Source organism: Allobosea sp. FW305-C-101, assembly GCF_058783685.1.
Genome location: NZ_JBYSYT010000002.1, coordinates 953,046 through 974,297, shown reverse-complemented (window position 1 = coordinate 974,297; position 21,252 = coordinate 953,046). Strand labels below are relative to the sequence as shown.

33 protein-coding genes and 1 tRNA gene are annotated in these 21,252 nt (G+C 61.6%); 5 read left to right on the top strand and 29 right to left on the bottom strand.

The window, feature by feature from the left end; all coding sequences use genetic code 11:
- The 28 genes from AC3WMA_RS12215 to AC3WMA_RS12080 all read right to left on the bottom strand — a co-directional run bounded on the left by AC3WMA_RS12215 (position 1) and on the right by AC3WMA_RS12080 (position 18,640).
- Entirely contained in the window at positions 1–243 is a 243-nt protein-coding gene (locus tag AC3WMA_RS12215; RefSeq protein WP_492285621.1) for a hypothetical protein, read from the bottom strand.
- A gap of 3 nt (positions 244–246) precedes the next feature.
- Positions 247–1,380, bottom strand: coding sequence for a major capsid protein (locus AC3WMA_RS12210; protein ID WP_492285620.1), 1,134 nt, complete (start codon positions 1,378–1,380; stop codon positions 247–249).
- Between the two features lie 18 nt (positions 1,381–1,398).
- Positions 1,399–2,160: a hypothetical protein gene (locus tag AC3WMA_RS12205; protein WP_492285619.1), complete on the bottom strand. Its 762-nt coding sequence runs from the start codon at positions 2,158–2,160 to the stop codon at positions 1,399–1,401.
- A 91-nt stretch (positions 2,161–2,251) separates the two neighbouring features.
- The gene (locus AC3WMA_RS12200; RefSeq protein WP_492285618.1) at positions 2,252–3,040 is read right to left on the bottom strand and encodes a phage head morphogenesis protein; all 789 of its coding nucleotides are present in this window, start codon (positions 3,038–3,040) and stop codon (positions 2,252–2,254) included.
- The gene (locus tag AC3WMA_RS12195; protein WP_492285617.1) at positions 2,985–4,424 is read right to left on the bottom strand and encodes a DUF4055 domain-containing protein; all 1,440 of its coding nucleotides are present in this window, start codon (positions 4,422–4,424) and stop codon (positions 2,985–2,987) included. Before AC3WMA_RS12195 ends, AC3WMA_RS12200 begins: the two co-directional genes overlap by 56 nt.
- On the bottom strand, positions 4,421–5,761 hold the full coding sequence (locus AC3WMA_RS12190) for a phage terminase large subunit (RefSeq protein WP_492285616.1): 1,341 nt from the start codon (positions 5,759–5,761) through the stop codon (positions 4,421–4,423). The genes AC3WMA_RS12195 and AC3WMA_RS12190 overlap by 4 nt, the downstream gene beginning before the upstream one ends.
- A gap of 3 nt (positions 5,762–5,764) precedes the next feature.
- The gene (locus tag AC3WMA_RS12185; RefSeq protein WP_492285615.1) at positions 5,765–6,178 is read right to left on the bottom strand and encodes a terminase small subunit-like protein; all 414 of its coding nucleotides are present in this window, start codon (positions 6,176–6,178) and stop codon (positions 5,765–5,767) included.
- A gap of 385 nt (positions 6,179–6,563) precedes the next feature.
- A tRNA-Trp gene (locus tag AC3WMA_RS12180) sits at positions 6,564–6,637 on the bottom strand.
- Positions 6,638–6,857: 220 nt separating this feature from the next.
- Positions 6,858–7,541 (bottom strand): transcription termination/antitermination protein NusG, encoded by a 684-nt coding sequence (gene nusG, locus AC3WMA_RS12175; RefSeq protein WP_492286099.1) that lies wholly within the window; start codon positions 7,539–7,541, stop codon positions 6,858–6,860.
- A 42-nt stretch (positions 7,542–7,583) separates the two neighbouring features.
- Positions 7,584–7,793 carry a hypothetical protein gene (locus tag AC3WMA_RS12170; protein WP_492285614.1) on the bottom strand — a complete coding sequence of 70 codons (210 nt, stop codon included), beginning with the start codon at positions 7,791–7,793 and terminating at the stop codon, positions 7,584–7,586.
- A complete protein-coding gene (locus AC3WMA_RS12165; protein ID WP_492285613.1) occupies positions 7,790–8,140 on the bottom strand; it encodes a hypothetical protein in 351 nt (116 codons plus the stop codon). Before AC3WMA_RS12165 ends, AC3WMA_RS12170 begins: the two co-directional genes overlap by 4 nt.
- Before the next feature lie 248 nt (positions 8,141–8,388).
- The gene (locus tag AC3WMA_RS12160; protein ID WP_492285612.1) at positions 8,389–10,683 is read right to left on the bottom strand and encodes a bifunctional DNA primase/polymerase; all 2,295 of its coding nucleotides are present in this window, start codon (positions 10,681–10,683) and stop codon (positions 8,389–8,391) included.
- Positions 10,684–10,691: 8 nt separating this feature from the next.
- On the bottom strand, positions 10,692–11,042 hold the full coding sequence (locus AC3WMA_RS12155; protein WP_492285611.1) for a hypothetical protein: 351 nt from the start codon (positions 11,040–11,042) through the stop codon (positions 10,692–10,694).
- On the bottom strand, positions 11,039–11,317 hold the full coding sequence (locus AC3WMA_RS12150; RefSeq protein ID WP_492285610.1) for a hypothetical protein: 279 nt from the start codon (positions 11,315–11,317) through the stop codon (positions 11,039–11,041). The genes AC3WMA_RS12155 and AC3WMA_RS12150 overlap by 4 nt, the downstream gene beginning before the upstream one ends.
- Positions 11,314–11,589 carry a Y16D family protein gene (locus AC3WMA_RS12145; protein WP_492285609.1) on the bottom strand — a complete coding sequence of 92 codons (276 nt, stop codon included), beginning with the start codon at positions 11,587–11,589 and terminating at the stop codon, positions 11,314–11,316. Before AC3WMA_RS12145 ends, AC3WMA_RS12150 begins: the two co-directional genes overlap by 4 nt.
- Positions 11,586–11,840, bottom strand: a complete 255-nt coding sequence (locus tag AC3WMA_RS12140; protein ID WP_492285608.1) for a hypothetical protein — start codon at positions 11,838–11,840, stop codon at positions 11,586–11,588. Before AC3WMA_RS12140 ends, AC3WMA_RS12145 begins: the two co-directional genes overlap by 4 nt.
- A gap of 1 nt (position 11,841) precedes the next feature.
- On the bottom strand, positions 11,842–12,150 hold the full coding sequence (locus tag AC3WMA_RS12135; protein WP_492285607.1) for a hypothetical protein: 309 nt from the start codon (positions 12,148–12,150) through the stop codon (positions 11,842–11,844).
- Complete coding sequence (locus AC3WMA_RS12130; RefSeq protein ID WP_492285606.1) at positions 12,147–12,341, bottom strand: hypothetical protein; 195 nt, start codon at positions 12,339–12,341, stop codon at positions 12,147–12,149. Before AC3WMA_RS12130 ends, AC3WMA_RS12135 begins: the two co-directional genes overlap by 4 nt.
- Positions 12,342–12,513: 172 nt before the next feature.
- Positions 12,514–14,124, bottom strand: coding sequence for a DEAD/DEAH box helicase (locus tag AC3WMA_RS12125; RefSeq protein ID WP_492285605.1), 1,611 nt, complete (start codon positions 14,122–14,124; stop codon positions 12,514–12,516).
- Positions 14,124–14,327 carry a hypothetical protein gene (locus AC3WMA_RS12120; protein ID WP_492285604.1) on the bottom strand — a complete coding sequence of 68 codons (204 nt, stop codon included), beginning with the start codon at positions 14,325–14,327 and terminating at the stop codon, positions 14,124–14,126. Before AC3WMA_RS12120 ends, AC3WMA_RS12125 begins: the two co-directional genes overlap by 1 nt.
- Positions 14,327–14,515 carry a hypothetical protein gene (locus AC3WMA_RS12115; protein ID WP_492285603.1) on the bottom strand — a complete coding sequence of 63 codons (189 nt, stop codon included), beginning with the start codon at positions 14,513–14,515 and terminating at the stop codon, positions 14,327–14,329. The genes AC3WMA_RS12120 and AC3WMA_RS12115 overlap by 1 nt, the downstream gene beginning before the upstream one ends.
- A complete protein-coding gene (locus AC3WMA_RS12110) occupies positions 14,512–14,847 on the bottom strand; it encodes a TSCPD domain-containing protein (protein ID WP_492285602.1) in 336 nt (111 codons plus the stop codon). Before AC3WMA_RS12110 ends, AC3WMA_RS12115 begins: the two co-directional genes overlap by 4 nt.
- On the bottom strand, positions 14,847–15,791 hold the full coding sequence (locus AC3WMA_RS12105) for an oxidoreductase (protein WP_492285601.1): 945 nt from the start codon (positions 15,789–15,791) through the stop codon (positions 14,847–14,849). Before AC3WMA_RS12105 ends, AC3WMA_RS12110 begins: the two co-directional genes overlap by 1 nt.
- 126 nt (positions 15,792–15,917) lie before the next feature.
- Positions 15,918–16,445, bottom strand: a complete 528-nt coding sequence (locus AC3WMA_RS12100; protein ID WP_492285600.1) for a DUF669 domain-containing protein — start codon at positions 16,443–16,445, stop codon at positions 15,918–15,920.
- Positions 16,446–16,448: 3 nt separating this feature from the next.
- Positions 16,449–17,249 carry an ATP-binding protein gene (locus AC3WMA_RS12095; RefSeq protein ID WP_492285599.1) on the bottom strand — a complete coding sequence of 267 codons (801 nt, stop codon included), beginning with the start codon at positions 17,247–17,249 and terminating at the stop codon, positions 16,449–16,451.
- Between the two features lie 84 nt (positions 17,250–17,333).
- Positions 17,334–17,792 (bottom strand): VRR-NUC domain-containing protein, encoded by a 459-nt coding sequence (locus AC3WMA_RS12090; protein ID WP_492285598.1) that lies wholly within the window; start codon positions 17,790–17,792, stop codon positions 17,334–17,336.
- The gene (locus AC3WMA_RS12085) at positions 17,789–18,265 is read right to left on the bottom strand and encodes a hypothetical protein (protein WP_492285597.1); all 477 of its coding nucleotides are present in this window, start codon (positions 18,263–18,265) and stop codon (positions 17,789–17,791) included. Before AC3WMA_RS12085 ends, AC3WMA_RS12090 begins: the two co-directional genes overlap by 4 nt.
- A 3-nt stretch (positions 18,266–18,268) precedes the next feature.
- Positions 18,269–18,640: a hypothetical protein gene (locus tag AC3WMA_RS12080; RefSeq protein WP_492285596.1), complete on the bottom strand. Its 372-nt coding sequence runs from the start codon at positions 18,638–18,640 to the stop codon at positions 18,269–18,271.
- A 92-nt stretch (positions 18,641–18,732) separates the two neighbouring features.
- Here AC3WMA_RS12080 and AC3WMA_RS12075 point away from each other — a divergent pair, with 92 nt between their 5' ends.
- Positions 18,733–18,924, top strand: a complete 192-nt coding sequence (locus tag AC3WMA_RS12075; protein ID WP_492285595.1) for a hypothetical protein — start codon at positions 18,733–18,735, stop codon at positions 18,922–18,924.
- A gap of 206 nt (positions 18,925–19,130) precedes the next feature.
- On the opposite strand, the gene AC3WMA_RS12070 is transcribed toward AC3WMA_RS12075, so the two are convergent.
- Entirely contained in the window at positions 19,131–19,307 is a 177-nt protein-coding gene (locus AC3WMA_RS12070) for a helix-turn-helix domain-containing protein (RefSeq protein ID WP_492285594.1), read from the bottom strand.
- Between AC3WMA_RS12070 and AC3WMA_RS12065 the strand changes: the two genes are divergently transcribed.
- The 4 genes from AC3WMA_RS12065 (at position 19,306) to AC3WMA_RS12050 (ending at position 21,238) form a co-directional block, all read left to right on the top strand.
- On the top strand, positions 19,306–20,103 hold the full coding sequence (locus AC3WMA_RS12065; RefSeq protein WP_492285593.1) for a S24 family peptidase: 798 nt from the start codon (positions 19,306–19,308) through the stop codon (positions 20,101–20,103). The genes AC3WMA_RS12070 and AC3WMA_RS12065 overlap by 2 nt on opposite strands.
- A gap of 396 nt (positions 20,104–20,499) precedes the next feature.
- Positions 20,500–20,865, top strand: a complete 366-nt coding sequence (locus AC3WMA_RS12060; protein ID WP_492285592.1) for a hypothetical protein — start codon at positions 20,500–20,502, stop codon at positions 20,863–20,865.
- Positions 20,865–21,092 (top strand): hypothetical protein, encoded by a 228-nt coding sequence (locus AC3WMA_RS12055; RefSeq protein WP_492285591.1) that lies wholly within the window; start codon positions 20,865–20,867, stop codon positions 21,090–21,092. Before AC3WMA_RS12060 ends, AC3WMA_RS12055 begins: the two co-directional genes overlap by 1 nt.
- The gene (locus AC3WMA_RS12050; RefSeq protein ID WP_492285590.1) at positions 21,089–21,238 is read left to right on the top strand and encodes a hypothetical protein; all 150 of its coding nucleotides are present in this window, start codon (positions 21,089–21,091) and stop codon (positions 21,236–21,238) included. Before AC3WMA_RS12055 ends, AC3WMA_RS12050 begins: the two co-directional genes overlap by 4 nt.
- Positions 21,239–21,252 lie beyond the last annotated feature (14 nt).

The window sequence follows — 21,252 nt, the reverse complement described above, 5'->3', positions numbered from 1 at the left end:
TCAGCCTTTCAGGGCGGCGTCGATTTCGGACTTGAGCCGATCGTTCGACCAGCGGCCGTCGACCTTGATGCCGAGCTCGGAAGCTTGCTTCACAAGCTCATCGCGGTCGTCGACAAGCGCCGGTTCCGGCTCGTCCTGGTAGAGCTCCATGCCTTCAACGAAATCGCTCTCATTGAAGACAACGAAGCCGCCAGGAGCGTCCGGGCTTTTGACCCGCACGGTAGGGAGAATGTCGTTGCTCATGGATCAGCCGAGCACCACGGCAGAGAACTCGCCGTTGACCGATTTGAAGCCCCAGGCGAGGTGCAGCTCCCACGAGATCTGGCCGTACTGCGCGATCTCAAGCATGAGGTAGGTCATGCCCAGCGGATCGGAGACCGGCATCTGGGAGATGGTCGGGTTGGCCGGCACCAGCGGCGGACGCATGATGCCGACGCAAGCCGAACGCTCGAACGCCAGGTTGGCGGTGTAGTTGTTGCCGACGGTGACGTTGGTGGCCGAAGCGGCAACCGCAACCTTCAGGCCGGGGGCGCCGATGGTGATCGTGCCGGGGCCGGAGGTGCCCGCGACAACGATGTACTTGTTGGAATCGCCCGCGATCGTGATCACGTCGCCAGCAAGCACGGTGCCCGTGCCGGTGATGAGCGGGATCGCGGTGGTGCCGACCGGGAGCGCGGTGCCAGAAGTGGTGAAGGAAGCGCCAGTGCCCTTGGTGTGGGCGCCGATGCCAGCCGACTCGCGCGGCATGAAGCCGAACTGACGCTGCAGAACACCGCTGCGGCGCTCTTCGTCAGTGCCCGCCTGATAGTGGTTCTGGATCACGCCCAGGTTGCGCAGGTTGAGGCCGGCCGAGGTGTCGCCAACGAACTGCAGGTCAGCCAGCGGGGCGCCGTTGTCCTGCAAGATTTTGCGGGCATTGGTCAGCGCCGAAAGGTCCGAAGCGAACGGGGTCGTGCCGGCCGTGCCGAAAGCGCGCGAGGCGCCGACCTTGATCGCCAGAGCCGCATCGATCTCGCACTCGTTGCGCAGCGTGCGCATGCCCTGCTTGATGAGCTGCGAAACCCAGTCCTGATCGGTGCCGCCGTTCTGGAGCGAACGAAGCTGCTCTCCGGTCAGGTTCCAGTCGACCTTTCGGGACTTGGTGATCTGCACGCCCGTGGTCGTGGCGGTGGCATCGGTGCCGGACGAAGCGGTCGCGGCCGGGGTGAAGTCCGACGCGGTGCGGGCCGGCGCGATCGGGACAAGGACGGTGTCGCCCTTGGCGACGGCCTTGTCGTCGAAGTTGGCATTGATGGCGCCGACGACACCGAACGGCTCTGCAGCGACTTCCTTGGCCGCGCTGAACAGCGTCGGCGCGATAGCGGTGAGGGTATTGGCCACTATGGGCTCCTATGGGGTCTAATCTTTGAGGGTGAGACCCTGAGCCATCTTGGCGGCGCGCTCTTTGGCGGGCAGCGCATTGAAATCGGCCAGGGTCATGGTGCGACGGCCATCGCCTCCGCCGCCCGAGTTCGGAAGCTTGCCGCCTCCGCCTGCTCCAGACGCCTTGAATAGGCTTGGCCACTTGGCAGTCGCTTCCTTGACGAGATCGTCGAAGGTCGCGAGACCGCCTTTTCCGCTTCCGGCCAGAGGCGTCGCACCATCTGCCTGCAGAATTCTCACGGCACGGGTGCCGTTTTCGGTTTCGAAGGTGACCCGGCTGGACAGGCGGTCCGGCAGGAGGTCAATACCCTCTTCGGTCGCGCCAGCCTTCGTCAGGGCCGCCATCAGGCTATTGCCGATGATCGCCTGACGTTCTGAGGTATGAGCCGCGGCAAGCTCGGACTCCAGCTTTGCCTTCTCCTTATTCCAGTCATCACGATGCTGGTTCAGGATAGCGTCGATATTGCCGGTTTCCTCCGCCTTCTTCCGTTCGGCGGCGTTGCGCTCTTCAATGAGCTTCTTGATGTCTTCTGCCGACATCCCCAAGCCCTGGTACTGCTTGACGAGGGCTTGCGCTTCGCGCGCTGCCTTTCGCTCGCTCTCCAGCGCCTTCTCAAGATTCGCGGCATCTTTGATGCCATCGACCTTCAGGGCGAATTTGCCGTCGCGCTCTTCGTAAAAATCGCGCACGGTTTCAGGCACGCCATCGAGCGTGTCGACAGTCAGCTTCAAAGTCATTGATTGCCTCAGTTAGCCGAGCCATCGCAGCTTCGGCGGGGTGATCGATGCATCGCGCGCCGATCGGTTCAGTCCGGCCCAGGCGTCGCGCCTAGTCCTCGGGTAGTTCAACCAATGCGATAGCGACGCACCGGCAGTTGATATCGTGGCCAGGATGGCCGGTTTCAGCCGGGGGCTTGGCCCAGGCGAAGCGCTTCCCTTCGTTGGCCTTGTGGCTGGGGCGCTCCCGCGCATCCATCACGCCCGACCAGCGATAGTGGGTGATGCCGCACTGCTCCTGACGAAGCATCGTCAGATCGCTGTTGGCCTTCTGGATCTGGTCACGGGCGATCAGCTTTGCCCTTCGACTGACAATGCCGAAGTCCTCGCGAAGCTGCCTTTCCAGTTCAAACGCCCGCGTACCGTCGATGACAGCCTGCGTTACAAGCCGCTCGATGCGCACCCTGACATCGTCCGAGAGACCCTGGATCAGCGCCACATTGCGGCGCACGATCATGTTGAAGTCGTCTTGAATGCCGTCGCGCGAAAGTTGCCCGGCCAAGTTGATGCCAGTCGAGGATTTGACCTCGCTGACCCAATCCTTGCGGTTGCGAATTTCCTCGCGAGAGATCAGCCGCGTTGCTATCTCCGCGACGTTCGGCGTAATCTTGGCAATGACGGTCTTCAGGCCGTCCAAGGCTTGGTCCACGCCCTTTGCGGTCTCAGCCGAAGGTACGATGACGTTCTTGGTGTAGCGCGCCGCGGCAGTGATGAGCAGCTTGAGCGCGCGCATATAGTCGCGCTCAGCTTTGACCGACGGCTTGGGCGGTTGGATCTGAACGAACTTACGACTGACCTTCTTCGCCTTCAGCAGCTCGGCCAGGTCCAGTCGTTGGTTCATCGTCTAGCCCGTCGTCATAGCCGGAAAGCTTCTCCACCTCGTCTTCTGGCTCGAAATCGTTCTCCAGCACCTTGCGGCGCTGCATTTCGCGCAGAAGCGTCTCGTGGGTGATGTAGCCGCTGTCAGCCATCGCAAGCAGCGTGGTCTGATCGGTCGAGGCGAAGACGGACGCGCCGAAGTCGCGGTTGACGTTGACGGTGACCTCGGCCTTTTCGCCGCTGAACTCGCAGAGCAGGCCATAGGCCTCCTCGAGCGCGTCTTCGAGGCTGTCCGCCATCATGGCGAGCGGCGAGATTTCCTTCGTGTCGTCCCGGATTTCGCCGGTAGCCGTCTGACCGGGCTGGGACACGAGCAACTGCAAGCCCATGGCCTGCATCTGCAGCTCGAGATCCTTGAGGTCGTTACGACCGGACTCGATAGCTTGGCCGCTATGCTCGACATAGGTGAGCTTGGCATCTGGCGCGGTCGCGCGGGCCAGTGTGCTAGCCCCGACCGTCAGCGTATCCTTCTCATCCCAGCCAGCGCCGAACAGGATCGGCACACGAGCGACGTGCAGAATATTCCGCTGATCCGACGACGACTGCCAGTGAGCGCAATTGAGCTCGGCAAGATCGGCAAACGGCGGATCGCCGATATAGAACCCGCCGCGCTTGAAATAGACCGCAACCATCGGAATGCGATCGGTGACGACGGTGGTCACGCCCTCTTCGTGGCGCTCCCATGAGTCGCTATCGCCCTTCTTGCGCCAGGTCTCCCATCGGCCGGGCTCAAGCACGCGAACCTGCTCGATCTCGACTTCCTCGAACGGGCTCTTCGGGTCGGGCTCCGTGACGCACTCAAGCAGGCGCACCTGCGTGGCAACCTCGCGTCCACCGATCGTCTTCGATTTCCAGCCGATCAGGTCTTCTGTCTTGACGTGCACCCAGTAGGGTCGCTGCCCAAGCTCCTGCTCGTCGGCCTTGGTGGCACCCTCCGGCAACGGAGGCGGCATTTCAGCCAGAATGAACGACACACCGGTCGTCATGGCATCGACAGCCACCTCAAACGCGAAAGTGTTCAGATCGCGCCCGGTGAGATCGATATTCTCCGACCATTCCTTGATCTGTTCGGGAGCATCGTCGCCAAGCTGAATCGGCTTGGTGAACATGCGCCCGACCATGTCGCGGACGGTCTTGGCGAAAGCGTTGAACAGCACCGTGCGGTTGAGGCGCACCGTGTAGGCTAGCGCGTCCTCGGCATACTCACGCGGCAGGTACTGCTCCGCCTTCTCGCGCATGGCCCGCGTGCCGCCCAGAAGAGCGCGGGGAAGGTCCCACTTCTCCTGAGCGCGCAGATAGTCACGCGACGGCGTGCGAACGGTCTTGGCAACGGAGCCAGCGGTCATAGTCTCAGGGGCTCCGAAGTGATCCTGCGCTCTTCACCGAGCATCAGTTCCGTCAAGGCCCAGACGAGGGCGTCGGCACGGTCGGGCGATCCTTCGCCCACATAGCCAGAGGCAGTGAAATTGCACATCTGGTCTTCGAGATCGGCGAATGTGCCGACATGGTGGACCTTGCCCTGCTCATAGAGCGCGCTGATAGGCTCGGCGCGAACGGCCTTACCCCGGCTGGCGACGACCTCCTTAAACGAGGCGCGGCGATCGGCAGTCGCAACCGTAAAGCGGACCATGTCTCCGCCGAAGTTGCGCTCGCCGACGATGCGGTCGGCTTGGTGTCGGTGATAGAGATCGACCGCGCGACGGCCCCAGCCTTCCGGGCTGAGTTGGCAAGTCCCGTCCTGCAGGACATAGCCATGTCCGTCATGGCCGAGCCCGGCAACCACGATACCGATATCGTCACCGCCGCCATCTCCACGCGTGCCGGAAGGGTCGACAGCCACGACAATGCGGCGCAGATCGGTAGGAGCCAGAGCAACGCGCAGGGCGTCAATGCCAGGCATTCTCTTACCGTCCGGCGCCTCGCGGTCTTCCAGCGACCAAAGGGCGCCGTTGACCTCGCTAGCCCATTCGCCGGCCTCAAAGCGCAGCCGCTTGGCTGCCGACATCGAGCCCAGAACGTCAAAATACTCGGCAGGCAGGTTTTCGGAGTTATCGGCCGGGTTGACCCGCATTTCTGCGTAGTCATTTGGCGAAGGCAGGGCCTCTTTCGTGCCGGGCTTCAGCTTCGCCCGAAAGAGTTGATAGCTCCAATGCAGCTTAGACGGCGGGTTGCAGTCGAAATAGGCCTTCAGCGCGATATGCGTGCGCCCGGTGGCCTTGGCTATCTCGGGGGCCAGTTCGCATTTCTGTGCGAGACGAGACATCGCCGTCTCGACGGAGGCCCACGGAATCTGGCTGCTCTCGTTGAAGTAGAGCGTCGCATATTCCTGACCGAGGATCTTTTCGACCCGCTCCTTGTCGTCGAGCCCGGCGATCCAGACCTGCGAGCCGTTGGGGAGCTCGACGAAAAAGTCGGTCTTATCGAAGCGGGCTTGGAGTGTCGGGAAGCAGAGCTTCAACACCTTCGGTATCGTATCGGCCCAGACCGATGTCTTGGCGTGATTGAACCGAAAGCGAAAAATGACATGCCGCGAGCCAGGCGCGTTGATGGCTCGTTGCAGAAGCGCGCGAACCAGGACGAACGTCTTGCCGGAACGCGAGCCGCCGCGGAGCATCACATTGCGCGCCGGGCCAGCCAGAAGGCGGTTAGCTTCCCTCTGCCTCTCCGTGAGTTTGACCGTCATGCGTCACAGTTCGGCGTCCTCGGAGGAGACGGTCAGGGCCACCGCCCCCGTATGCTCTTGGGTGACCTTGTCGCCCCATTTCTTGGGGGCCAGCTTGGACATGATCCACTTGCGGGAATCGACTCGCAGCCGGGAGCGCTGGATGACGTCGGTGCGCGTGCGCTCGTTGCCGTCTTCGTCCAGATAGGTGTCGTTCGAGCCGTCGTCGGAAATGGCGAGGATATCGTCCGCCATGGCGTCCAACGCCGCCTCTTTGGCGCGCGCGTATCGTTCCGCAATCGTCTCGTCTGCAAGCATGCGACGGTAGAACTGCTGGGGCGAAATGCCGGCCGTATGGCAGGCTTTGCGCACAGGTTCAGCGATGGCGATGAGATCCAGGCACACGTCGATCTGCTCAGGCGTGACGGTGTCGGTCATTTTCAATCACGTCCCCGTCGATGCGAGGCACATAGGGAAGGGCTCGTGCGGCGCGGGTTATTCCGGCGCGACTCTGCGAGGCCTGGGGATACCAGCCCTGATGAGCACTCTGTGCCCATTTGCGCCGCACGATGGGAGGAGCCCGAGAGGGCAAAGAAAAACCCCAGACCGAAGCCTGTGGCGTCGCAAGGCACGAAGCCGAGCGGGGTTATAATTTCGAAGCCGCCATTTCCGCACCTCGTTCACCGATCAAGTGAACACGCCTCATCACGGCTTAGGCCGACCACTAACCCGGATTTCGATGGTCGTTTAACGGATCACCCAGGGTGGCTAGGATGCTGGGCGCACCCCTTCACCAATCCTCTCGGCTTCGAACTCTGAAACTTGGCACCGGAGCCCGGAATCGAACCGGGACCGCAAGGTTTTGGAGACCTGCAGGCTACCTTACAACACACCGATGTGTTGCTAGAGGCGCCAGGAGATGCCGAAAGAGGCGTTCATTGTGATTGCCTCCTTTCAGGCAAAGCTTCGCACATCACCAGAAATCTGGTCCGGGGTTCGGGGAGCTCAACCGAAGCGAGCACGCACACCGAGGAAGCCGTAGGGGTACTATCCAGAAAAGTGGAATAGTGCGTCAAGCGAAATGATACGAGCTGATACAAGTTGATTTGGCGCCCCATCACGCCGCCTCCAACTGCTCGATATCGATCTCCACGAATGTCTCCCGGCCCATGATGTCGATCGCGACCTTCGCTCGCTCCATGCCGATCGATTCAACCATCGTAGCCATGAACGCCATGAACGGGCCGGCCAGGATGCGAACCGGCTGACCGGAACGGATCGTGTTCGGAGGGTCGACCTCGCTGGGAACAATTTCGAGATGTGGTGGAAGCTCGTCGTTCTGGTACGCCGCCATCGCCTTGACCACGCCGGCCGGAATGGTTGCCCAGCCAGAGGAGGTGCCGACTACGCTGGTCACGCCGTCGATATCGAAGATCGAGGACAAGCCCCGCAGTTCGCCGGCCATGAGCAGGTAGCCGGGATAGGTGCCGCGCCGGAACTCGAGAGGCTTGCGCTTGCCGCCGTATTCGACCCGGTGAAACTCATGCGGCCAGAACACCTGACAGCCGGCTTCCATGAGTTTGGCAGAAACCCGCTCCTCTGCCCGCGGCGCGGTCATGAGCAGGAACCACGGCGGCGTCAGATCCAGCTCAGGCGCCGGAACCTTGGTGACGGTCTCTCGCCTCTCACCAACGGCAAGCGGCTTGGTCGATTTGGCGGACAGGGTGACCCTGTCGCGGCGGCGTTGAGTCACGGGCAGCTCCCAGCCAGAGAAGTCCGCAACGATTTTCGGAATGCGCACGGTCAAGATAGCTGGACATGGAATAGTGCGGCAAGGATGGGGTTAGTTTTTATCTGGGGCCTTAGTCCCAGCAAAGAACCCGCTATCCGGGCGATAGATCGCAAGGGTCCACTCCGGCCCATAAGACTTGCATGCCGTTTTCAGGATACTTTCTGCGTCATCGATGAAATAGAGCGTCGTATCCCCGAGCGGTAATTCCAACGCTCCGGTTTCGTCATTGCGGGCCAAGATGATAATTCGATCGCTGCTCATGTTTCGATCCAATCCGAACCTTGCTTCACGATCACGCCCTCGCGATCAAAATCTAGCGTCACCAGCTTTGATCGTGCCAGGCGTTTGAGCGCGGCAGGGATGCGTACCGACACCTGCTGGACGCGAGACGCGACTACCTCGGCATCGATATCCGCGATGCGCAGCACCTTGCCGTTTTCGGCCTGCCAGAGTTGGCGCAGGATGTGGGCCACGCACATGACCGCGAAGTCGGCCTGTCCTGGCTCGGTGGATTGGTAGCTTTTCCCTCGAGCGGATATCGGCCTGCTGGGGTCCAGCCTGCCGGCGATCTCCATCAGGTCGAGATGCTTGAAATTCCAGACGCCCATGACCGGTTCTCCGAGTGTCCCGTTTTCCCCTCTATTATATACCCCCTACATACCTTGATAACAATGGTGTATGTATAGAATATATGTATATATTTAGGGACACTTGATATATATATCTGATTTTATTAGCTTTTTTATGTCCGAAGGCGATTGGACAAATGTCAACATTCGGGACACTCGCCAACAAAAAAGGAGCCCTTGGCGGGGCTCCTCCTCAAATTTCCTGCGGGACACTTGCTCGCGTGGGGCTACTCGTTTGCCGCCCGATACCAAGTCGCTGCATACCCGCCGCGCTCCGGCGCGACCTTTTCGACCTCAATCTGCCCCGCCTCCGCAAGGCTTTTGAGCACGTCCTCAAGCTCCCTTGATCGGTAGCGATGCTTGAGGGCGCGCATCAAATCCCGTCGGCTAACTCGCCCGCCGCGTTCGTTGATCACGCGGCGTATCGCGTTCGCTGTGGCTTGAGTATCGCTGTCAGCGATATAGAGGCCCGCGCCCTTTGCCAGGCTGGCCGTACTCCAGGATGAGAAGTCGCAGGCCCAGGAGATGGTGTCGGCGTCGATCATAGCCAGCTCGCCATGGCAGCCGACGGAGACAATGGTGGCCAGCCGAAGGGCGTTCTCGGCGGTACGGGCCAGGAAAGGCTCTAGGCTGGGATCTTCGTCGCCCTTGGCGTGGAGCTCGTGGATGAATGCCCGCCTGATCTGCTCCGCATCGGGGCTGATTGAAATCGTGTCGAAAGGCGGAAAATTGGTCGACTGACAGAGCTGTCCGGCCAGCATAGGGTCGCGCAGATAGATGGCCCTGAGCCCGTCGACGATATCCTTCGGCACCTCGTTGGAATCGGCCAGAGGCTTTCGCTCTAGCGGACGCTTGCGCGTCTCGATGATGATAAAACGGTTCAGCACGCCGTTGGTGACGTCGCCACCTTCCAGGCTGTCATAGAACTCAGCCGCGGTCGAAACGCCATAGATCGACATGGCCGGAGAAAAGATCGTTTCCGACGATCGCCCGGCCCATTCGGGGGTCGGCATGGCCTTGAACGAAGAGCCCCAGGCAGACCGAAGCAAACCCGAGATTGCACCTTCAAAGCCAGAAGCGCGGCGATTGTTGATGCGCTTCAGAAACGAGCCGAACTCGTCCATGGCGCAAACGGACAGAGGTGCCCGGCAAAGGAAGTTGATCACGGCAGGCATGCTGATGAACTGGGACGGCCCGATATGCGAGCGCATGTCTGCAGCGGCCAGGATGGTCGCGATCTGGGACAGCGGGTGGTTCTTGCCGGCTCCTGAGGGCGCTAACCCGACCACATAGAGATGCGTGCCGCATTTATTCGGCCCTGCAAGATGCCGCCCGGCCGCGGTGCCGACAATGCAAAGAGCCGCGCCCAGGGAAAGGCCCGGTTGCGGGTATAGCGATGAATCGGTGATCCACTGCGCGATGCGTCCGACTAGGCCAGGGACCTTGGTCAGCCGCTCAGGCAACTCTCCGTCCGGGGCTGGCGGCGGGGCTGGGGTGGAGATTATCTCGCCAGTTTTGGCATCCGCGATCGTGCCATCAACCGACTCGATGAAGTTCTTGGTGATCGAGATGACGTCTGGGTCCGGTGGCGGCATGCGCGGGCTGGTCGTGCCGTCGCGAATGGCGCGCGCGATCGTTCCCTTCGGGCCTAGGGCCTTGTCGTTGGCTGGGATGCCCCATGACATGGCTGCGTTGGCGAGAGCCGCATAGGCCTCGCTGAAGGTCAGGCAACTACCCCCGACGAGCTGCCCGATACGGAAGGCTATGCGGTTCGCGGCTTCGTTGCGGGTGCCAGGAGGAGCCGAAGCGAGCTCGCGCATTTCGGCCTCTAGGGCGCGGTGGCCGTACAAGCTCTTGCGTTCGTCGCTGACGGGCGGGCCAGCCTCAACGGTGAACTGGGCATGTGCTTTGACGCGCTCTGTGCTCAAAACCGAAATCAGCCAGTCAGGAGCTTCTGGCGCATCAAGAAAGCTTATGTCGCTTGGTTCGTAGCGCCGCCCGTCCACCATCGTGGCGCCGGGGGCGATGACATATCCGCCAAAGCCGCGGACGTCGACGCCTGGAGGTAGCGAACCGCGGCCGTTCCCGTGCTTGTCCCACTGCTTGTAATAGAGGTGGATGCCGCCCGTGATCGTTTCGACCTGGGGGACGTGCGCCAGCCGGTCGGAATGATTGGCGGCAAGATTGAAGAACGCCGCGACGCCGTCGGGTTGCCCCGGCTTGCGGTCGAGATCGATAACCACGAAGCCGGTCTTGGACAGATCGATGCCGGGGATGGCGTCGGGATAGGTCGACCACCACTGGCGAATGCGCTGCTCATTCGTGGTCGAAGCGGAGCGCCACATGATGCCAGGGTAAGGCGTCTTCTCTTTCCACTCGGGATGCCCGTTTGCATCGAGTGGGCCATTCTCTGCCCGGCACGGAAAGACGAATACGCCCTGGCTGGCGAGATCGAGTGCAAGGTCCGCATTTGCCATAGCGGCATGCGCCATAGCGTCGAAGATGTCGGGCAAAATGGCCATTTGAAAACCTAAAAAGGAGCCTGGTGATCGGCGATGCGCTTGCGCATGGAATCGCCGAAAGCGCGGATCATGCGATTGCCGGCCAGCTTGAAGTTATGCTCATCCAAGAGGGCCAGGTCGGTGGTGCCGACTTCGTCCATGAAATGGCCTAGAGCCGCCATCGCATCAAAAATGGCGTCGTGCTCGCAGGCGTCGAATTGCCGGGGGCTTAGAGCGGAAACCTTAGTAGCCAGAGGCATGCAGTCCTCGCAGTACCAGTGAACAAGAGGGGGCTGATTACGCCCGCGGTATTTCTGCGTTCCAAGGCCGCAATCGCGGCGTCGACAAACGCGGCAGGGCTGGGGATCGGTGAAGGTCATGGGGATTTGAGGGAGCGGACGGCTGTTGCTGCTTCATCGAGAGCATCGACGTGCGTTGCCCAGTACGATCGACCGGTGAAGTTGCCGGCAGGCTGCTCAAGTGCATCGATAGCCCGCGCCGCCTCCTCCAGCTTGTCGTTCTGTGCCTGGGTGATGGCTGACGCGATGATCTCAGCCATAAGCTTGCGGTGCGGCGTTTCGAGGTAGGGCCTGCCGCCATCGAGCGGCTTGCAAAGCTCCTGAACGATCTCCTTCGCCCTCTCTGCGCTTGTCACCACACGTCCTCCGAATAAAGTTTCGGGTCAGTGCGAGCGAGGCCTACCTTGAAGTTCTGGCCTGCTGCCTGAACAATCTCCTTGGCCTCCTCGCGCTCGACAAAGCGCCCGGTGCTGGTCATGAAGCCCTGACGCGCATTGTTGAAATCACCAGCGGCCATGAAGGCGGCAAGTGCGAACAGATGGTGGTGCCTGGATGGACGAGGAAGCGCGATCAGCGTGCCGTTATCGTGCAAGAGCGCCACTCCGGTAATCGTCTCTGCGCTTGTCATGGGAGGAGTTCTTTTTTTGTGGCATCCGCTAGGTTCGACCCTGGACTCTCAACGGGGTCGTCAGGCATCGCCTCTGCGCGCTCCCGCAGATCATCGACGCGAGATGCCAGTGTTGCGAAGACCAAGTGTTCAAGCTCATGGAGGCGCTGCTCAATGGCCATGTGGCTAAAGCGCCGCCTGTCGATCGAGTCATTCATCGCCTTCTGAATGTCGTTCGCTTCGGCCAGAAGGCTCACTTTGGTGCGCCCCATGCTACTCGCTCCTGTTCGGGTTGGATGGGGTAGGCCAAGCGCCGTGTTGCTCGTTCCCGCGATAGGTGAGCGCAGCTTGTTTTTGGGCTGGCGTCAGGCTGCCGAAGAAAGAGCGCGGGACGAATGGCCCGTACTCGGCTTCCAGAGCTTCACGGATAACCTGCCGCTTGCGTTCGGCTTCCTGCTCGCAAGCCCAGCAATGCGGCGCACGTTTTGGCCCAAAGAATTGCTGTTCACAGTCGCAGCATTTGCCCGTGTAGCGCTGATCGTCAGGCCAGTTGCGCAAAGGATCGTAATCGGTCCAGCTCACCCTACCGCCCTCCTGGTATGAGATTTGACAGCCACGACCGGGACGTCGCGCCATTCACGCGTTTCCCGCACCGCACCGCCGTCCTCGTATTCGACGACCTGAAATTCCTGCTGCAGCCTGGGCCGCTCGACTGAAGTCTCGTCAGGGACGACGAAACGCAGGCGGCCGCACTTCTCGATCACTGTCGTCATGCTCCCGCTCCCTTCATCTCCGCACGCATCTGAGCCCGCTGCCGAACCCGCACGCGGCGCCAGAACCTGCGCTTGATCCTTCGGATTTCGCCTGGCGCCCATTTCAGGATCGATCGGCTGAAACGATGGAAGGCGTCCCACTCCGGGCCGCTCAACTTCATGCGGTTGCCCATCATTCCGCAGCCTCCAAAGCCAAGGCTCGAACCGCCACGACTTCGAAATACTGGCCCGACGGACGCACTTGGATTTCAGCGGCCGGCATGATTTCCGCTTGCCGTTCCAAGGCCTCTGAGACCGTCTTCGGGCATGGGCCAATACCCATGCGGCGCCACCAGCTTTCCGCCTTCTGGCGGGCAAAGCCGTCGTGCTCGAAGCACACCCACTGGCGATAGGGGACGCCTAGGCCACAGGTGTATTCGACCCGCATGCTGGTCGGACTGCCGATCTTGGCGTGGCGAAAGAACCTCGTCTCCGAGACCTCAAGCCAATTCGACACCGCGCCCGTCGACATAATCGGCCGTTCCGCGTCTGCCCTAGCGTCGTGCTTCGGGGTCTCGTCCCTAGGCCACTCGTGCCCGCAGTGCTGGCAAACGCGCGTGTTGAGCGCGACCAGTTCCTTGCAGCCGGGGCATTCCTTGGCCTTGGGCCGCTCTTCCGTGCCGACCTCTTTGGGACCGGAGCCCTTCGGCGTCACGTCATCCACTGGCCCGTGGCGCTTTACGTTGCCGGCGAAGTCCAGGATCAGGGCATCCGATTTGCCGGGCGCCAGACGGAAGGCCCTGCCAACTTGCTGAATGTATAGTCCAGCCGATTGCGTTGGCCTCAAAAGGGCGACGAGATCCACGGCCGGCACGTTGAAGCCGATGCTCAGGACGTTGGCGTTGGTTAGGCACTGAATCCGCCCTTCCTTGAATTGGCGGACGATCCGGTCGCGCTCCCCGTTGGGCGTTTCTCCCGTCACCGTCTCGCAGATGATGCCGCGCGACCTGATCTCGTCGCGGAAATGCATGGCATGGTCGACGCCAGTGCAGAAGCACAGCCATGACTTACGGCGGGCGCCAAAGGACACGATCTCATCCACCGCGGCGCGCGTGATCCAGTCCTTGTCGACTGCTGCCTCCAGAGCGCCAGCAATGAACTCTCCGCCGCGCTTGCCCACGCCTGTCACATCGAGGGCCGTGGCGGTGGCCTTGGACGTCAGTGGCGACAGAAACCCGCCCTCGATCAGGTCGGGAACAGCAGCTTCGTAGACGATATCGTCGAACAGTCGGTCTTTGCCGCGGTCCAGACGGCCAGAATCCAGGCGGTACGGCGTAGCAGTCGCGCCGAGAACCCGCATGTCCGGCACGATCTCGCGCATCGACGCGAAGAACTTGCCGTAAGACGTGTCTGCCGATCGCGAGATCAGGTGTGCTTCGTCCACGATGATGAGATCGAAGGCGCCGATCTCACGGACCTTGTTCCAGACGGATTGAATGCCGCAGAACAGGATTTTGGAGCGGGTATCGCGACGTCCGATGCCGGCGGAGTTGATCCCGGCCGGGGCTTGGGGCCAGAGCTTCATGAGCTCTTGAAAGTTCTGGGCGATCAGCTCTTTGGAATGGGTCACGACGCAAATGCGCAGGGACGGCCATTGCTCAAGCATTTCGCGAATGATCGTCGCGATGACGAGCGACTTGCCGCCCCCCGTCGGGATGACGATCAGGCCGTTTCCACCGCCCTTCTGCCAATAGGCGTAGAGAGCGTCGATGGATTCACGTTGATATGGGCGGAGAGTTAGCATTAGCCATCCCCGAAGATGGCGGCGAAGTCCTTGTTGAACCTGTCCGTATCGAGCGTCACCGTTTCCGCGTGCGGCGTGTCCTCGTAGACCGGCATAAACTCGCAATAGCGACGGGCCTCATCGCTCGGTGGGATATCGCTGCGCTTCCAGGCATCGGCTTCATATGGCCGGGCCAGCCAATAGAGGATTTTGCGGGGCTGCATCAGAACACCCCCAGCCAGACGCCTACGCCATGGACGACACCGACAGGCACGACGACGCAGCCGAACAGCAACAAAATCCACGAGCCCGCTTTGATGCAGACGACGACGTGCGTGATCCAAGCGGCTGCGCAGAAAAGGGTGCTGCCGACCCATGCGAGGATGCCGATAAGGATGAGAAGACCCTTCACGCCACCTTCTCCTTCTGCTGAACTTCCTGAATGACGGCGTCGAGCACCGCGCCTGCGGCGCCTTGAGCCGTGCCGTCTTCCTCGCGCGGCATGGCGCCAGCCAGTTCCTCCAGAGAGGCGCCGTGCTGCAGGGCGATGGAAATGAGGGTTGCGACCTCCAGACCGGAGGTGTGCATCGCGGTCGTGAGCTTGTTGCAGGAGATAAAAATCTCCTTCACGAAGCCACGATCGAAGCCGATCGAGACGGCATAGGAGACCCGACTGAAATGGCCGGGGTGGTCGACGTTCAGCACGAGGCTGGGGCGGCGTTCGGGGAGACGGGATCTAGCCATCACCGCCCCTCCCCATCACGGAACTCGGAGCCGTCAGCGAGGCGGTAGACGATGACGTCGTCTCCGATCACATCCTCTTGGGAGCCCGGCACGGTTTCGGGGACGAAGCGGTGAGCAGGGCATGCCGCCTTCTGCTCCTTCTGGTTCAGGAGCTTTTCCCAGCGGGCGCAATGCCACTTGCCGGAATGCGCGGGTGTACTGTGAAGGCACGAGCGACAGGTAGTCCGCGCAAACTCCCCTTCGTGGCAAACTGCGCGATGGCGACACCAGCCGCAGGCGAACGCCGCCTTGCTGGTCGGATCGTCGTGCAGACGCGGCGGGGGGCGATCCGATCCGATAATCCGCTCAGCCCGCGCAACCTGCGCCATGGCGAAGGCGGGATCGTAAGCGATGCGCTCGGAATGGAGCTCGTCGGTGTTCTTGTTGTGCGCCAGGTAGAAGGCGCGGGCGATACCGCTGAAGTGCATATAAAGCTGCACCTGAGCGTAATGACCCGGCTTCGACTCTTTCACGCCGTTCTTAAGCAGATCCTTGAACGACTTTTCGGAGTGGGTCTTGAACTCAAGGACGTGCTCAGCTCTCGGCGCTTCCGGGATATTCGAGCCGCGCCCGTCCATATGGCCGCGGAAATGGCCGTCGATCGCCTCCAGCGCCCATTGCTTGCCGGTAGTTGGGTCGACTTCCTCGACATGGACGCCGGCCATGCGCAGGTCGTCCAGCATCCGCGCTTCTTCGCGGTGGCCGGTTTCGAACAGGCGCAGCTTGCGTCCGTCGAACCGCTCGGGCTCGGACGCCCAGCGGAAGGAATACCAGAGGGCTCGGTCGCAAGGCTCGCCCATGGTGGACATGCCGAGGTATCCGCGCTCGTAGCGCTCGGCCTTGGATTCATAGGCCTTGTGGATGGCCTCGACGGTATGCGGGATTGGATCGGGGAGCGAAGCCATTAGGCACGCCCCTTTTGGGTATAGGATTCCTGTGCCATGAACGGGGCTCCCGTTGGCTTGCAAAAGTCAGTGGTGAGGTGGGCGGGCCGTCAGCTTCCTAGGGCGTGGGCGGCCCGCCCGGCTCCTCTAGGCGCGACGCGGCCAGGGAGCGGCCTTGCCGGCGCCAGAAGCCTGAGCCGCAGCGGCCGCGGGGGCCACACGAGCGGGAGCAGCCGCCTGACGGGCCTGAGGCTGACCGGCGCCTGACATCGGCTTGTAGCGCTTGATGCCGTTGGAGGCCTCGTAGTTGCCCTTGGCCGGGTTGACCTTCACCGTGCCGATGAACGGGCGGAAATGCAGGTCTTCGGAATCACGAAGGCCCTGCACGCCGGTCGCCAGGCACAGATCGGCCAGAGCGCGCTGCGCGATCGACTGCGCCTGAGCGTTCGAGTGGCGGATATTGAGCCAGTCCCAGAGCTTCCGATTGGCGAACTGGCCGTCCATGATCTCGATCGTCAGGTTGAGCCCGCAATCGCCGTTGTCCTTGGGCTTCAGCTCGCTCTCGATGACCTGCATCATGTAGTCGCCGGGCGGCAGAAGGTCGAAGGAACGCTCGTCTTCCGGCACGCTGGTTGGATCGAAATTGGAACCGAAAACGTCAGCAAGATCAGCCATGGGTCACGCAGCTTTCTCGACCGCAGGGGTCGTCTGGGAGTTGGGGAAGAAGGGCGCGAGCTCCGAGTATCCGGCGCCGCGCGTGTAAAGGATCTTCTCGGGCAGGCTGTAGCGGTTGCCCGCGACGTAAGCGGGCCGGCTGTCGCAGTGCATCCAGACGTTGCGGCCGCCGGCCGCGATGGCGCGGGTCTTATTAAACCCGGCGTCCTCGGTCTTAATCGTGACGTCGGGCTTCAGCAGCAGGATCGCGTCGCTGTCGCGCTTGAGGAGATCGCGCGCCTTCTCGTGAAGGTCGATCTCGTAGCGCGAATAGCCGACCGTCTCGGGGTCATCGAAGCGATCGATCTTGGCGTGGGCGATCATGATGATCGTCATGCCGCGATCAATGCGCAGGATGTTCAGGCCGTCGATCAGTTCCTGCCAGACGGCAAGCGCGTAGGTGTAGCCCTTGCCGTAACCGAAATCTTCGATCCGGTTTTTCTTGTTGCCCTTGTCATCGCCTCGCTCGCCTGTTTCCGCCCAGATGAGCGGCTGCAGCGCGGAGACCGAGTCCAGCACGACGGTCTGGAAGCCGTGCTCTTCCGTCATCAGGACGGACAGGGCCTCGCTGACTTCCGACCAGCTCGACAGCTTACCGAAGGTGTCGATCTCCAGGTTGCCGGTGCCGTCCTCGATCTGGAGGAACACCGGGTTCGGAAATTCGGAGGCGAGCGTCGTCTTGCCCGCCTTTTCCGGCCCGTAAAGCAAGATGCGCGGCGGTTCCGTCGCGGTCTTGCGATGCAGGGACTTCAGAGAAATTGCCATTTGCTCAGCTTCTCCTTTTGACTGCGCGCTCCTTAAGGTCCGGGACGGACCGGGCTGGAGTCGGTGAGCAGCCGATGCCTGTGGTCAAACAGGCGCCCGGTCCGTCTCGGTGAGGGGTTGGGGGGAGGATGGAACAAGCCGACCCTCCCCCTCGCGCATCCCGACATCGCTGGCGGCGTCGGAAACGGAATTGGTGAGGCGCACACGCAGTACACCTATGGAATTGAGGACCGCGATGGCTTCATCGAAGCCGGTCGCGCAGTGGTAGGAACAGTCCGTTCGCTGGGCCGCTTCCATGAAGCGTTCCTGATCCGAGGACATGCGCCCGCCATCGACCTTGAGCTCGAGAAAATCGACCTTCGGGCCAGGCTGAATGAAAATGAGATCGGCAACGCCGGGCAGGACGCCCATACGCTTCATCAACTGGGCGGTGCGCTTGTCGCGCTTGCCGCCGTTGGGCGTATGCCAGAACAGCACGTCAGGCCGCAGGTATTGCTTGATCACCGCGACGAGCTGGATCTGCAGGGCGTCCTCGGCTTTCACGGGTGAAGCTCCTCGATCACGCTCGGACGCGCAGGGATCAAACCACGACGCATCATGGCTTGGTGGATCTCGCGCCAACGGCGAACGCCGGGGGACTCGATGCGGATGGTGGACTTGGGCGCGAAGCGCAGACGCGGAGCTTCAGGCTCGGGCTGCGTCAGCAGTATCTTGATGGTCGGCAGGGTGATCGGTGCGGGAGCGCGCGGTTCCTTGTCCTGATAGGCCGTCTGGATCACGCGGCGTTCATCGCGGCCACGGCTAGGCTCGCGAACGCGCGTTCCCTTGATTTCTGCCCTCACACGAGCCTTGTGCACTTTAGTTGACAGCAGAAGGCGCTGACGCGCGCCCTCGTCGATCACGCAGCGGACGGTCGTCTTGCCTTTGCCGAGGGCGGCAGCGATCTGGCCTACGGACTTGCCGCGTTTGGCCATTTTGCGCGCTTCGGCGTGCCATTCTGGGGATGCTGGGGTCATTGATCAGCCCTCGCCAGCAACAGCGCGCCGAATGAGGCGAGCCGTGTTCCGGAGGCGATCAACCGAGTCCCGATGAAAATCAGGATCGATCGCTTCAAGCGCTTCAGCATCGGCTTCGAGCCGTGCGGCGTATTCGAGTGTTCCATTGGAGGCCTTCTTCCGGGCGGCGAGGTCGGCAGCTTGCCGAAGTATGTCCATCTCGTCGGCGCGCACGGACTTGGCTTCGCCGTAGAGCAGAGCCTTCACGCGGCGCTCGGATAGGCCGAGACGGCGGGCAATTTGAGGGATTGCGATCTTCACCCGTTCACCTGGGGCGCGCGGTCCGATCAGTGCGGACACATGGCCCCGCGCTTCAAGCAACACGCAGGCAGTCATGTGGTGTATCCTCTGGTAGGCGTCGGAAAACTTTTCCAAGTTCGTGGACTCCGCTGATGGTTCATTGAAGGAACCAACTGGAGCCCAAGACCATGAAGCGACTGGATTCGATCGTTGCCGAGTTGCTGGCAGGCGTTAAGCAACGCGTCGAATTGGAAGAGAACGGTATTGTTGTCGCGAATGACAACGAGCCTGCGCGTGAGCGTTTCGACCGCATCGTGCGCGAGCTTCAACTTGTTGAGCGGCCGCGAAATCGTCGCCGCAAGCGTCAGAGGAGGCATTAGGCCCACCCCAACGCTATGCCCCAGTACTTGGCCGCCGACAGAGCGGCCAAGGTCGTTACTGAGGTACAGAAAAGGCGTTCGCCGCGGGTCATTTCAGCACCGCGAGCGCCAGGATCAGAAATGCCGGGAACACGCTGACCGATGCGGCCACGATGGACGCCAGCAGAATGACGAAGCAGGCGATGAAATTGATCGGGAGGCGCATGTCAGGCTGCCTTTCCTTCGGCCAATTCGCGAAGAAGCTTCACGACCGGTCCCTTCGGCTTCTGGCCGTTCTCCATCCGCGAAATGCTCGATCGATCGAGGCCAAGAAACTTGGCCAGATCGTCCTGCGTCCAACGAAGGCGGTCCCGCAGGGCTCGGATATCGATTGGCGTGTCCATGCCATTATATGTGCATAATGCACGCACTCATGTCAAGTCGATTTGCACGGACGATCCGGTGCATTCTGCACAAATGTCAGAAGAGCGTCCCGAACCGGCGATCCGGCTGCAGAAGGCGAGAGAGGCGCGCGGCTTCACCAGCGCGCGCGAGGCCGCGCTTCGCCTAGGTTTTAATTACGAGAGCTACAGCCAACATGAGCGGGGCTTGCGCGGCATCACAAAGATGGCGCCGCAATATGCCAAGGCCTTCAAGGTCTCCGCCGGCTGGCTGCTGACCGGTGAGGGCGCCGGACCGGGCGAAGACCCGCTAGTTAAACTGCCAGAACCTGAAGCCAACGCGGTCTTCGAGGAAGGCCCGGTTTACCTGCCTTCCATGGCTGGCCCGCGGGATATCGAAGAGCTCGGCGCGGCTATGGCTGGCGACGGCAAGGACGAAAGCGCCTTCGAGTTCAACGGCCAGGTCGTGGATCTCGTTAAGCGGCCACCTGGGCTTATGCACCGCAAGGACGTTTTTGCCCTTAGGGTGTCCAATGTCAGCATGTACCCGAAGTACGAGGACGGTGAGCGGCTCTATATCGAGCGCCGGAAGCCTGCGATCGGGGATTATGTCGTAGTCGAGCTCCATCCTAAGGAGGAAGGCCGACCGGGCAAGGCGTACATCAAGAAGTTGATGGCCGCGAACTCCTCCAAGATCACCGTGGAGCAGTTCAACCCGCATGGCGTGCTGAATTTCTCGCGCGATGAGGTGAAGCAGCTCCTGCGCGTTATTCCGCAGAACGAGCTGCTGGGCTTCTAGCCCCTCAGGACCGGCACCAGCTCCAGGCCCTCCTTAGCCTCACATACTGAGCACTTCAACCGCGGGCGGAGCTGGTGCGTGGTGACGATGCCCTTTTCGATCAGGCCAGCCAGATCGTTACGCGATAGCGTCTTCCCATGTCCGCATCCGCACCGGACTAGAAGCGCCGGAATCGTATGAAAATGCGGAGACGGCGCTGCACCAGACCAACCCATACTCATAGCCAGCCCTGCCTTAGTTCTTGATATGTTCTTAATCAAGCAGACCCAGCGTTAAGAGTCGAGTCGAATCAGCTGTGCGCTATGCCGGCAAAAATAAGTGCACAATGCACGCACATGCCTGTTGACTTATACGTGCGTTTCGCACACTCTCTCTTCACACCAGAGGAGAGACCCCATGTACGCGGTCACCTACCAAGCTGAAGAGCTCAACCTTTTCCCCGCGACCAAGCACGCGCAGATCCACTTCAATGGCGATCTGGATTTGGATGCGAAGCCCGATGGTTCGTGGACGATCGATACCATCTGGGTCGACATCGCGACGCCGGGCCCGAAGTTCTCCATCAAGCATACGCTGACGCGGCTGGCTCAGGACAATCCCCTGTACGCCCTGATCGTTGCCGCGGCCGAAGCGCACGATAAAGCGACGGGCGCGATCACCAACTACGTCCTGGAAGACCTCGAAGGCGCTGACCGGGCTGCCTACGCCGATGCGCGCTATCAGCTCGGCAAGGACATCGCGCGCGGTCTGGAGGTGCGGTGATGTCGCGCCCCACCACCCGCGACCGCCAGGTTCGCTTCATCGCCAGCTTTGACGGCGTGCATGGCCTCGACTGGTCCGCGTCCGTCGATCGCTTCCTGAACCGTCGCGGACTGTCGTGGCTGACCGACGAGCAGGTCGAAGAAATCACCGCGGACATGGTGAGCCACGCCCGGTTCTCGCAGCGTCTTCGTGTCCGCAATCGCCAGTTCTTCGCGAGGGCTTCATGACCTCTGCCCGCACGATCCGCGTCCTCGCCAGAGCTATCGGAAGAGACGCAGCCAAGAACCTCAAGGGCCGGGCGAAGAAGCGTCGGATGACCACCGCGCGAGAGCTGAAGGCCATCGCTAGGCAGATCAAGAAGGCAGCTCAATGAGCGCTCTCAAGACC

Excerpts from the sequence above, each read along its gene's own strand:
- AC3WMA_RS12085 (WP_492285597.1), bottom strand. The coding sequence starts at position 18,265 with ATGACCCCAGCATCCCCAGAATGGCACGCCGAAGCGCGCAAAATGGCC.
- AC3WMA_RS12100 (WP_492285600.1), bottom strand. The coding sequence starts at position 16,445 with ATGGCTGATCTTGCTGACGTTTTCGGTTCCAATTTCGATCCAACCAGC.
- AC3WMA_RS12155 (WP_492285611.1), bottom strand. The coding sequence starts at position 11,042 with ATGACCTTCACCGATCCCCAGCCCTGCCGCGTTTGTCGACGCCGCGAT.
- AC3WMA_RS12185 (WP_492285615.1), bottom strand. The coding sequence starts at position 6,178 with ATGACCGACACCGTCACGCCTGAGCAGATCGACGTGTGCCTGGATCTC.
- AC3WMA_RS12105 (WP_492285601.1), bottom strand. The coding sequence starts at position 15,791 with ATGGCTTCGCTCCCCGATCCAATCCCGCATACCGTCGAGGCCATCCAC.
- AC3WMA_RS12050 (WP_492285590.1), top strand. The coding sequence starts at position 21,089 with ATGACCTCTGCCCGCACGATCCGCGTCCTCGCCAGAGCTATCGGAAGA.
- AC3WMA_RS12125 (WP_492285605.1), bottom strand. The coding sequence starts at position 14,124 with ATGCTAACTCTCCGCCCATATCAACGTGAATCCATCGACGCTCTCTAC.
- AC3WMA_RS12065 (WP_492285593.1), top strand. The coding sequence starts at position 19,306 with ATGCCATTATATGTGCATAATGCACGCACTCATGTCAAGTCGATTTGC.
- AC3WMA_RS12195 (WP_492285617.1), bottom strand. The coding sequence starts at position 4,424 with ATGACCGCTGGCTCCGTTGCCAAGACCGTTCGCACGCCGTCGCGTGAC.
- AC3WMA_RS12080 (WP_492285596.1), bottom strand. The coding sequence starts at position 18,640 with ATGACTGCCTGCGTGTTGCTTGAAGCGCGGGGCCATGTGTCCGCACTG.
- AC3WMA_RS12200 (WP_492285618.1), bottom strand. The coding sequence starts at position 3,040 with ATGAACCAACGACTGGACCTGGCCGAGCTGCTGAAGGCGAAGAAGGTC.
- AC3WMA_RS12070 (WP_492285594.1), bottom strand. The coding sequence starts at position 19,307 with ATGGACACGCCAATCGATATCCGAGCCCTGCGGGACCGCCTTCGTTGG.
- AC3WMA_RS12205 (WP_492285619.1), bottom strand. The coding sequence starts at position 2,160 with ATGACTTTGAAGCTGACTGTCGACACGCTCGATGGCGTGCCTGAAACC.
- AC3WMA_RS12215 (WP_492285621.1), bottom strand. The coding sequence starts at position 243 with ATGAGCAACGACATTCTCCCTACCGTGCGGGTCAAAAGCCCGGACGCT.
- AC3WMA_RS12110 (WP_492285602.1), bottom strand. The coding sequence starts at position 14,847 with ATGGCTAGATCCCGTCTCCCCGAACGCCGCCCCAGCCTCGTGCTGAAC.
- AC3WMA_RS12120 (WP_492285604.1), bottom strand. The coding sequence starts at position 14,327 with ATGCAGCCCCGCAAAATCCTCTATTGGCTGGCCCGGCCATATGAAGCC.
- AC3WMA_RS12170 (WP_492285614.1), bottom strand. The coding sequence starts at position 7,793 with ATGAGCAGCGATCGAATTATCATCTTGGCCCGCAATGACGAAACCGGA.
- AC3WMA_RS12190 (WP_492285616.1), bottom strand. The coding sequence starts at position 5,761 with ATGACGGTCAAACTCACGGAGAGGCAGAGGGAAGCTAACCGCCTTCTG.
- AC3WMA_RS12095 (WP_492285599.1), bottom strand. The coding sequence starts at position 17,249 with ATGGCAATTTCTCTGAAGTCCCTGCATCGCAAGACCGCGACGGAACCG.
- AC3WMA_RS12130 (WP_492285606.1), bottom strand. The coding sequence starts at position 12,341 with ATGACGACAGTGATCGAGAAGTGCGGCCGCCTGCGTTTCGTCGTCCCT.
- AC3WMA_RS12055 (WP_492285591.1), top strand. The coding sequence starts at position 20,865 with ATGTCGCGCCCCACCACCCGCGACCGCCAGGTTCGCTTCATCGCCAGC.
- AC3WMA_RS12060 (WP_492285592.1), top strand. The coding sequence starts at position 20,500 with ATGTACGCGGTCACCTACCAAGCTGAAGAGCTCAACCTTTTCCCCGCG.
- AC3WMA_RS12075 (WP_492285595.1), top strand. The coding sequence starts at position 18,733 with ATGAAGCGACTGGATTCGATCGTTGCCGAGTTGCTGGCAGGCGTTAAG.
- AC3WMA_RS12165 (WP_492285613.1), bottom strand. The coding sequence starts at position 8,140 with ATGGGCGTCTGGAATTTCAAGCATCTCGACCTGATGGAGATCGCCGGC.
- AC3WMA_RS12140 (WP_492285608.1), bottom strand. The coding sequence starts at position 11,840 with ATGGGGCGCACCAAAGTGAGCCTTCTGGCCGAAGCGAACGACATTCAG.
- AC3WMA_RS12160 (WP_492285612.1), bottom strand. The coding sequence starts at position 10,683 with ATGGCCATTTTGCCCGACATCTTCGACGCTATGGCGCATGCCGCTATG.
- AC3WMA_RS12145 (WP_492285609.1), bottom strand. The coding sequence starts at position 11,589 with ATGACAAGCGCAGAGACGATTACCGGAGTGGCGCTCTTGCACGATAAC.